Consider the following 10,624-nt stretch of genomic DNA (forward strand, 5'->3'; position numbering starts at 1 on the left):
GCCCCTTTTAGATAAAAAAACGATAAAAATTAAAAACATTATTTTTCAATAGGTTAAGATTTTACAGATCTTAAAAAAACAACTCATATTGATAACACAACCTATAAATTCAACTAATAATATACGTTTTGAGGGGGTTTTGACGGTTTTTACACCTTCAAAACCTATAAGGAAAATGATTCATAAAATCTATCAAAGTACTCATTCTGATATTTTAAAGCACATAGTGAATTTGTCTTTTTTTCATAAAACGAATAGCAAATTTTACTACTTTGCTGATCTTATTCCATGTCATGGGCTGTGGATAAGTACCTTTAAAAACCCCTTTTAAAAAAATTTATCCGTTTTTTCGCATTTTTCTGCATTTTTTTCACCATTTACTCAAAATGGATTTAATAAGCTTCGTTTTGATTCTTTTGATGAATATTAATCATATCATAAGGCAAGGGATTTTTATTACAATATGCTGCAATCTATTAAGTCTGATAATGAACACGTCACTTTACGCTCCCTTTTACAATCCTATCGTGAACAGGCAACATCAAATGCTCTACGGGGGAAAGTGTTTGAAGATTTTGTGACAAAATATCTTATGTATGACCCTCTCCACTATGGGCGATATGAAAAAGTTGAGAGCTATTATGAATGGGCTAAAGAGCATGAAGGTTGGAATAAAAATGATATCGGTATTGATTTGGTTGCTAAGCTTCGCAATCAAGAGGGCTATGTCGCTATTCAATGTAAGTTTTATCAAGCAGACCATCAGATCAGTAAAAAGGATATTGATAGCTTTATCGCGGCATCTGGAAAAGATATCTTTAAATATCGTCTTCTCGTTGATAGTACGGAAGTGGAATTAAGTGACAATGTGAATGCCATGATTAAAGGACAAGCGATCCCCGTTTATCGCATTGACCTTCGTCATATGGAAAACAGTCGGATAGATTGGCAAATATTTGCAACAAAACAAGAAGTGGTTCTGAAATCAACAAAAGAGCCTCGTCCCCATCAAGAAGAAGCCATCAAGAAAGTCTGTGAAGGTTTAAAAGAAGCAGACCGTGGCAAGCTGATTATGGCATGTGGAACGGGCAAGACTTTCACCAGTTTGAAGATAGCAGAAAGCCTTGCTGGGAAAGGCAAGCGTGTGTTGTTTCTGGTGCCTTCTCTGGCTTTAGTCTCACAAACAATCCGTGAATGGACAGCCGATGCACAAGTGCCCTTGCGTTCTTTTGCGGTGTGTTCGGATACGAAAGTAGGCAAGCGTCGTAAAAACCAAGATGATATTGTTGGCATGGAAACATCAGATCTTGTTCTCCCTGCTACCACGGACGCCAAAGCCCTTGCTAAAGAAGCTCGTGAAAACCTAGCAGATGCGATGACGGTTATCTTTTCAACTTACCATTCTATCCAAGTGATTTCTGATGCACAAAAGGATCATGGATTACCCGCATTTGATTTGATCATCTGTGATGAAGCGCATAGAACGACTGGAGCTTTATTGGGAAGTGAAGACAATGAATCTGAATTTATCAAGGTTCACGATAACAGCATCATTCAAGGCAAAAAACGTCTGTATATGACAGCAACGCCTAAGATCTTTAGTGACAAGCTGAAAAGGAATGCTTTCTTATCCAATAACGTTTTAGTGTCCATGGATAATGAAAAACTCTATGGCAAACAACTTTTCTCTTACAACTTTTCACGTGCTTTAGAGGATAAGCTGTTAGCACCTTGTAAAGTTATCATATTAGTTGTCAATGAAAAAGAAGTAAGCCAATCCATTCAACATCTTATTACCGATAAGAATTATGAACTTATTCTTGACGATAGGACCAAGATTAATGGCTGTTATAGAGCCCTTACCAAAATGGATCTGAAACTTGATCTTAAAGATGACCCCAAGCCCATGCGTAGAGCTTTAGTTTTTTGCAAAGATATTGAGACTTCTAAACGCATATGCAAGAGATTCAAAAAAGAAAAAGTGCAAGAATCTTTACGCGCTCTTCATAAGAACTATAAAGATACTCCTCCTCTTAACTGTACCCTTGCCCATATTGATGGAACCTTTAGTGCTAAAGAGCGTACGAAACAACTCGACTGGTTAAAGGAAGATGCGGGGGAAAATACGTGTCGTGTACTTACCAATGTACGCTGTCTGTCTGAAGGCGTGGATGTTCCTGCTCTTGATGCCATTCTATTTTTACACCCGCGAAAAAGTCAAATTGAGATTATTCAAGCGATAGGACGCGTCATGCGTCGAGCAGAGGGTAAAAAAAGAGGCTATATCATTCTACCCATTGGGATACCCGCTGACATTCCGCCGGAAATAGCCTTAGAAAACAACAAAAAATATAATGTCATCTGGCAAGTTCTCAATGCTTTACGTGCCCATGATGACAATTTTAATAAAATAATTCACCATATGCACAAAAAACAAGACGTAAGCGATGCTCTTGAAATCGTTGCTGCTTCTCAAGAACTTGAGTTAGAAGATACGACTACGGTTATTGATGATTTACCTATACGCTCAAAATTAGAGTATTCAGGACTTAATATTGGGTTAGCAACTTACGAATCCTCTCACATATGTGAAGAACAAGGAGAACTCCCCCTTTTTTCTAAATGTAAAGATGTCATTAAAGCTGCTATTGTTAATAGATTTTACGACCCTAGCTATTGGAAAAAATGGGCAATAAATGTTGGTGATCTTGCTCAAACTCATATCACACGCTTAACTGAGGTTTTAAAAAAATCAGAAACTGAAACACGGCAGGTGTTTAATGATTTTATGACCGAATTGCGTAACAATTTAAACACAACTATCTCCGAACAAAATGCAATTGAAATGCTTGCGCAACATCTTGTGACGCGTCCAGTCTTTAATGCTTTATTTGAAGGGCATCAGTTTGTTCAAGAGAATCCCGTCTCTTGTGCTTTACAACGTGTACTCAATGTCCTTGATAAAGTTGCCCCTAAAGAAGAATCTCAAGATCTCAAAAATATTTCTAAGAGTGTACAATTTTACACGCGTGGAATTACCACTCTTGAAGCACAACAAAGTTTAATTGTAGAGCTTTATAATGAATTTTTCCGTTATGCTTTTCCGCGTACAGTAGAAAAATTAGGCATTGTTTATACTCCCATTGAGGTTGTTGATTTTATCATTCATTCTGTTGATGATGTGTTGCGTCATGAATTTGGAAAAAGCTTGGGTTCACGAGGTGTCTCTATTCTTGACCCTTTCACTGGAACAGGAACCTTTATTACGCGGCTGTTACAATCAAAACTCATCAAACCAGAGGATATGGAATATAAATACCGTTATGATATCCACGCAAATGAGATTGTCTTGCTAGCCTATTACATAGCAGCCATTAACATTGAAGCAACTTATCATGGTCTTATGAAAGGTGATTATATTCCTTTTAAGCATATTGGTCTGACTGATACGTTTCAAATGATTGAAGAGAAGAGTTTGTTGCAAAAATTATTTAAAGAAAACAGTGAATATTTAGAGCATCAAAAGAAACTAAATATCAAAGTTATCTTTGGTAACCCTCCTTATTCGATAGGACAAAAAAGCGAAAACGACAATGCAAAGAACACTCCCTATCCCATATTAAATAAACGTATTGGTGACACTTATGCCGCTCATTCAAAAGCAAGTCTTATGCAGGCGCTTTATGATAGTTACATCCGCGCCATTCGCTGGGCAAGTGACCGTATAAAAGACTGTGGTGTTATTGGTTTTGTTACAAATGCAGGGTTTGTAGATACTAAATCTATGGATGGCTTGCGAAAGTGCCTTGTTGAAGAATTTAGCAGCCTTTATATTTTCCATTTACGGGGCAATCAACGAACGTCTGGAGAACTTTCGCGAAAAGAAGGCGGCAAGATTTTTGGTTCTGGATCACGAGCTCCTATAGCTATCTCTATTCTCGTAAAAAATCCAAATGCACAGCAGCATGGTAAGATATATTTCCGTGATATTGGAGATTATCTCAATAGAGAAGAAAAGCTTAAGACAATTAAAAAATTTGGTAGCATTAATGGTATTACACGGAGTAAACAAGGTTGGCAAATAATTACACCGGATAGGCATAATGATTGGATAAATCAACGTGATGACAGTTTCAAGACATTTCTAGCTTTAGGTGTTAAGAAAGGTCATGATACAAAGCTTTTTGAAACTTATTCCTGTGGCGTTCTAACCAGTCGTGATGCGTGGGCATACAACTCAAGTCGTAATGCTTTATCAAAAAACATGTACAACATGATTAACTTCTATAATAGCGAAGTGGAGCGCTTTAACGAAGCTTATGGACATGTTGATCGCAAAATACGTGAAAAGGCTATAGACAATTTCGTTAACGCTGATGCTACAAAGATCAGTTGGAGTAGTACTCTTAAACGAGAATTTATAAGAGAAAAATTATTTGAGTTCGAGGAGACGTGCTTTATTCAAAGTATTTATCGCCCTTTTACAAAACAATGGCTCTATTATAATCGTGCTTTCAACGATAGAGTTTCCATAATGCCATGTATATTTCCTATAGGAAAATCAGTTGAAAATAAAATGATACAACTTACAGGCATAGGAGCAAAAAAAAACTTTTCTGTTCTTATGATTAAAGCTGTGTCTGATTATCAGGTGATAGAAAACGGTCAATGCTTTCCGCAATATCTTTATGAAGATATTGTATCCTTAAAAGAGAAAAGTGAAAAGCAATCCCATTTATTTACAAACTCTATAGAGGAAAACAAAACAGCTGGTTTACAACGCCGTGATGCCATTACGGATGAAGGATTAGCACATTTTAAAGCCGCTTATCCTAATGAAACTATCACTAAAGATGATCTATTTTATTATGTTTACGGGATTTTGCATTCAGAAGATTACCGCACCCGTTATGCTGATAACCTCTCTAAAGAATTGCCTCGTATCCCTTGCGTAAAGAGTGCTGATGATTTTTGGAAGTTTGTAACAGCAGGGCGTGAACTGGGTCATTTGCACGTGAATTATGAAGATGTAGAGCCTTATCCCGTGACCTTTAAAAAAGGCAATCCAAAATTAACTGACATCCCTAATCCTGAAAAATTCTATTATGTTACAGAAATGAATTTTTTTGGGAATAGTAAAGTAAAAGATAAATCGACAGTTTTTTACAACAGCAATGTCACAATGACAGATATCCCTCTTGAAGCTTATGAATATATCGTCAATGGTAAACCCGCTCTTGAATGGGTTATGGAACGGCAATGTGTAAAGACTGATAAAAAGAGCGGCATTGTTAATGATACCAATCGCTATGCTGTTGAAACCGTTGGAAACCCTGCTTATCCTTTGGAGTTGTTTCAAAGGGTTATTACCGTAAGTTTAGAAACAATGAAAATCGTTAAGAACTTACCAAATTTGGTATTAAGAGAAACTGAATAACTTATAAAGCATGCTTACAAATGGGTATGATAAACTCGTAAGGGGTATAGAGCTTATAACTGTAGTCTATACCCCTTTATACATTGCTTGCATACAATCTTTAAAAGGATAATTTATCATGCGTTATTCTAAAAAGAAGAAACTTGCACTTTTAGATACTCTTATTTGGATTGCCTTTAAGAGGTTATACCGTAATCTAAAATGAGTGCTTTATTGTTTTCAAAAGCTTTGTTTAAAGAGAGTTATATATATTCATTTTGCTTATAGGTTTTGAAGGTGTAAAAACCGTCAAAACCCCCTCAAAACGTATATTATTAGTTGAATTTATAGATTGCATTATCAATAGAGGTTGTTTTTTTAAGATCTGTAAAATCTTAACCTATTGAAAAATAACGTTTTTGCTTTTTATCGTTTTTTTACATAATAGCAGCAACCCTCAAAACTCAAAACCCCGTCAAAACTCATAACTATAATGATCTTGATAGCATCTCTTATGAGTTACAAGCTATCTTTTGAAAAGCTTTAAAGGATCATATGATTTTCATAAAGCACGTTGTAATCAATTCTCTAAAATCATAAGGTTATCATTCAAAAGAACTGATAAAAATTCATAAAAGGGATTTTGCTAATCTATGGAATAATTTTATAGATCTTTTTTATAGGTTGTTTCCTTAAAATCTTGCATCAAAACCATGATCAAAGCCATACCACTGTTGAGTTTCTCAACTATGATCAAGGCTTTGGACCGCGCCTTATTTTCTAAATTTTTGAAATCTTTTTGATATTTTTTAGGTGTTATTTCTTGTCTTTTTTTCCGATAAAATTGACTATTTTCTCTTTCCACGAGCGGGATTGCTCCTTGCTGATAACCTCTTGTTGATCATCAAACTTTTCTGCCACCCGTTCAATCAAAGCGTAGCTCAGTTGTTTGGTTTTTGCTACTTCTTTGGCTAAAGCTAATGCACGTTCAAGGTGGTTTTTGTTGATGCTCTCGTCAAAGCCTAGGTGATCACCTGCCGTAAAGCTTTGCTGATAAGATTGTAAGGTCTCAACATCACCCAATAAAGCAAGAGCGCCAAGATGAAGTAAAGCATAAGGTGCATCGTTTGCTTTAGACGTGGTGCTTTTTTCCCAAGGAGCAGCGCCATAATCAGAGCGAAGTCTTTCAGAAAGATCAATTTCTTCGACTGACCATTCTAGCGCATCATCAAGCGCCTGTGTTAAACGATCCGCAGTGACTTCTGGTTCAAAGATTTCTAATCCCTTGGCTTCAAAATTAAGCTGTATGTCTGGAATATCTTCCGTGTGGGTAGGATCAATGAATTTACAAGCGGTGGAAAGAATGCCCGTGCTAATCATAAAGGCGCTATCAAATTGCGGGTAGTCTTTGGCAATTTCGTCGTTATAAAGAATGTCTACTTCACGATCAGCCAATTGATAGCTTGCCATATGGTCATTCTCATTGATTTTCTCAGTTGACCAGCCTAGGCTTTTTAAAAGTGCATGAGCACTTTCCATGGTGAGACGATCATCAGTGTCATCCGCTTCATCCACTTCCTCTGCCACTTCAACAGAAGTTGTTTTAGAAGCAACAGATGCTGTTTGCGCATCCAAGCTTAAAATCGGAGCGTTTTTTGAAAAACCCATTCGATAACGCCGTGCAAGAGTAAGAGCGTTGTCAATATCATATTTTGTGATAGTATCTACAAAGCCTAGACGGTTCTTTGCCCTGAAACTTTCCTTATAAAATTTGAGCTTTTCAATATCACCAATCAGAACAAGTGCAACAAAGTGGCGTAGCACAAGATTAAGTTCACTATTTGTTGGCAAAGCGGCATAATCATAGATGATTTGATTGACATTTTGCCGATCAGCCCACTCAAGTATATCTGTACAAATCTCCTTTAGCTTGCCTTCATCCAATTCAGTACTAGAAACTGTATAAACTTCTTCTGCCTCTTTGAGAGCTATATATTGGGGCAATCTAGGAAACATCTCTCTATGAGCAGTAGAAAAACTAAGTGTTGATAGGGAAGCCTTGAATATAAGGATCGGTGTTTTTCCTTTTGTATCAAGGCTGTACATTATATTAATGATATGGTCTTTGCTTATAAAATAGGCATTGCGATTGTAGTTTTTATCACGATAAACTGTCCACCCTATTTCTTTTAATTGCTCTGTAACTTTATTGAAAGTAATCAAAACTTGTGGACTGAGATGTGCTTCTGCAGCCTCTCTCTCATGAAGGATTTTCAGATGTCTTTCAGCAAATTGAACGGCATGGTTAATATATCTCTCTACTTCACTGTCATCCAAAATCTCAGAAATCGTACCTGCTTCTAAAAAATTTTGATAAGATTTCAGGACATCAATTTGACCTGTCAATGCTAAACAAGCTAAATGCCAGACTATATCTATATTGTAGCTATATTTTTGGATAAGCGTTTTGCTTTCTATTGATGCTTGTAAATCTTGGGCACGTGCCCACTGTATTATCCGCTCAGAGATTTTGATAAGCTCTTGCTCATCTAATGTCTCTACACAAATATCAATGCCTTTACCAAAACCACTAAAAATCCCCCCCCCAATCGTATTAAAAGAATTATAAATATTTGTAGGTGATATACACCGATACTCCCCACTATAGTGAATATATTTGCAAGCGACAGAAATCTCTTTATTAGATATTTCAGCTTCAATACGGACATTGTAATTGTCATGGAGACGTATAAAACCAAAATCAAATTGAATAAAGCGGTCGGGCAAAACCAACCACATTTTTCCAGGCTCCGTTGCAAACCACCCTTGTGTTTTGAGAACGCGCATTGCTGCTGTGAGGCTTATCGAGCGCTGTTTTGGCTTCTTACGCGTTAGAATATCGTCTAATTCCCCATTTTTATAGGCCTGTGCAAAAAGAAGCAGGCGTCCATTCCACGTCATCATTTTATAATCAGAAAATTCTGATACGTTTATTTTGGGCGTAGACTTATAACTCCTTAAAGCTTCTATATCGCCGAGAAGAGCCTTTGCAACAAGAGAATGATTAGCAGCTTCTTCATGTAATTTTTGTTCAATATTTCGTGTTTTTGCCCAAGTGATGACTTTGTTTAAAGCAGATTCAATATGACTTTCTGAAAGATCCGGTACCGTAACCCCGAAATCACCTATTTCTGGATAGAGTATATATCCATACCGTGACTTTTGCCCCCTAGAATATTCACAAGCAAGACTATAAGAAGCAGTTGTGAGACTAGCTAATAACCAAAATTTTTCACCATCCTTTTCATGTTTCACACCATAGCTCAAATCCACGATGCGATCCGGAAGATAATAATGGGCAAATGTATCGCCTACTTCATCACGATAGGGCTCACAGCCCAGACTTTTTAATATTTCTGCTGCATCTTTAGTTTGCATAATGTTTCACTCTTCTCCAACCCCCGGATAACAGCTAACTGTATAAGGAATTATTCTATTCCACTCTTTGTTTATCTGATTTTCACTCCAATTGTCTCTAAACTCTTTCAGAAGCTCTGCATCTCCTTCAAATTTTTTCAAATCTTCTTGGTATTTATTAAGCTGTTCCTTATTTTCACCTAAATACCGTTTCATAATCTTCCCAAAAGGTTTTGCATCTCCTGTTTTATACGCTATTTCGAAATCTTTTTGACATTCTGTTAATTGAGAATTACCAGTTTTTATATCAATAACTTTTAATACACCTTTCTCCACATAAATAATATCAGGGCGATGTATTTTTTTTAACGAAAAGTTCATAGATTATTCTCCATAAGTCGCAGCTTATTCACGCTAATGTTGTTCTACCACTGTAAATAATAGCTGATCTTTCGTCTCCCAGCCAAGCGTTTTTAAAATCTCTGTCACGTCTTTAGTTCGCATCGCTATTCACTTTCATTCAAAAAGTCCTGGATAATGAAAAGTGTAAAAGTCCATTTTGTCTAACTTATTACTCAATTGTTCTTTAATCCATTTTTCACTAGCCTCGTTTAATTTTTTATCACTTCCTTTAAAACCTTTAAACGATTCTTGATATTTCTCTAAGAACTCTTTGTTCTCTTTAAAAAAATTTATAATTTTTCCTTTTGTGGACTCACTATTTCCTTTTTTATATGCCTCTTTCAAAATCTTTTGGTTTCCACTTAAACCAGCTTTTCCCGTTTTTACATCACCAACAAACAGTTTACCCTTCCTTATACCAACAATATCCGCACGAGATCTTACTACCCCCTTATCCGTCTTAGTTTTGAATACTATTTCTGTCTCGCATACTATACATCCTTCATCCCTTAATTCTTGTATTTTTTCATCGCGTTTTTTGTCATGATGCTTCCTGACTTGTGCAAGTATGTTACCCTTTCCATCATTATTGTTTTGTGGTTCTTTATTGTTTCCGTTTTTTTTCTTATTTTTACTTTCCTTCTGAGAATCTTTATTTTTTTCTTCTTGTGAGTTTTGGTTTGTTTTTTCGCTGTCTTCTTCTGCATTTTTCGATGCAAACAAATAGCCAAGGAAATCCGTTATAGCCGTCCCATTGCTAGAGGATCCAACAACAGTTGCTCCGCCAGCCATAAAAAGAGACAGAGCTGCCAACTCTTCTGGTGTAAGCGACACAATGAATGCTGCTAATGCTGCTACCGCAGGAAGAAAATTATTCTCCGCAGCATTTCCAGCGGCATCCGCGCCAGTATTGACATCACCACCAGCAAGGGCCGCTGCAAAGCCCCCAGCAGCACGCGCTACATCAATGGCATGATCATTAAAATCAGAAAACTGTGCTTCAATCTTTGCATTTATACGCGCTTGTTCTTCTGCCGTTGGAATACGACCATTCAATGCTGCTATTTCTTTTTGTATTAAATTTTTGGACCACAATTGAAACTGGAGCATAGCTGTGGCTTCACCCACAGCCCCGCCGATAGCACCGGCAGAGCAAGCACCACTCGCAACAGCGCCTTTTAAACAGCCAAGACCGGCGTGGGCAACGATCTGCGTGACCGTATCTATTTTGCCTTCAGCCTTGGCGGTACCGATTTCTTCTGCCAACGATTTGCCAACCGTATCAGACAGGGCGATGCGCAGATTGTTAAAAAAGTTCTTGTCAAAAGAACCACCCTCAAGAGCCGTTTGAACGCCTGTGCCAATGGCGGCTTTGATCAGGTTCTTTTC

Annotated in this window: 4 protein-coding genes; 1 reads left to right on the plus strand and 3 read right to left on the minus strand. The window is 37.1% G+C overall.

The window, feature by feature from the left end; genetic code table 11:
• The first annotated feature begins 463 nt into the window (after positions 1-463).
• Positions 464-5,437: a DEAD/DEAH box helicase gene (locus tag ABID23_RS07290; protein WP_354190758.1), complete on the plus strand. Its 4,974-nt coding sequence runs from the start codon at positions 464-466 to the stop codon at positions 5,435-5,437.
• Positions 5,438-6,232: 795 nt separating this feature from the next.
• Here the strand turns inward: ABID23_RS07290 and ABID23_RS07295 are convergent.
• The 3 genes from ABID23_RS07295 to ABID23_RS07305 form a co-directional block, all read right to left on the minus strand.
• On the minus strand, positions 6,233-8,854 hold the full coding sequence (locus ABID23_RS07295) for a DUF6990 domain-containing protein (RefSeq protein ID WP_354190760.1): 2,622 nt from the start codon (positions 8,852-8,854) through the stop codon (positions 6,233-6,235).
• Positions 8,855-8,860: 6 nt separating this feature from the next.
• Positions 8,861-9,214, minus strand: coding sequence for a hypothetical protein (locus tag ABID23_RS07300; protein ID WP_354190762.1), 354 nt, complete (start codon positions 9,212-9,214; stop codon positions 8,861-8,863).
• A 135-nt stretch (positions 9,215-9,349) separates the two neighbouring features.
• The coding region (locus ABID23_RS07305) for a DUF637 domain-containing protein (protein ID WP_354190764.1) at positions 9,350-10,624 on the minus strand (1,275 nt) is incomplete at its 5' end.

It is taken from the genome of Bartonella silvatica (genome assembly GCF_040545155.1).
Classification (GTDB): domain Bacteria; phylum Pseudomonadota; class Alphaproteobacteria; order Rhizobiales; family Rhizobiaceae; genus Bartonella; species Bartonella silvatica.

What these genes read in the sequence shown, in the direction of transcription:
- ABID23_RS07300 (WP_354190762.1), bottom strand. Translation starts at nt 9,214, where the DNA reads ATGAACTTTTCGTTAAAAAAAATACATCGCCCTGATATTATTTATGTG.
- ABID23_RS07295 (WP_354190760.1), bottom strand. Translation starts at nt 8,854, where the DNA reads ATGCAAACTAAAGATGCAGCAGAAATATTAAAAAGTCTGGGCTGTGAG.
- ABID23_RS07290 (WP_354190758.1), top strand. Translation starts at nt 464, where the DNA reads ATGCTGCAATCTATTAAGTCTGATAATGAACACGTCACTTTACGCTCC.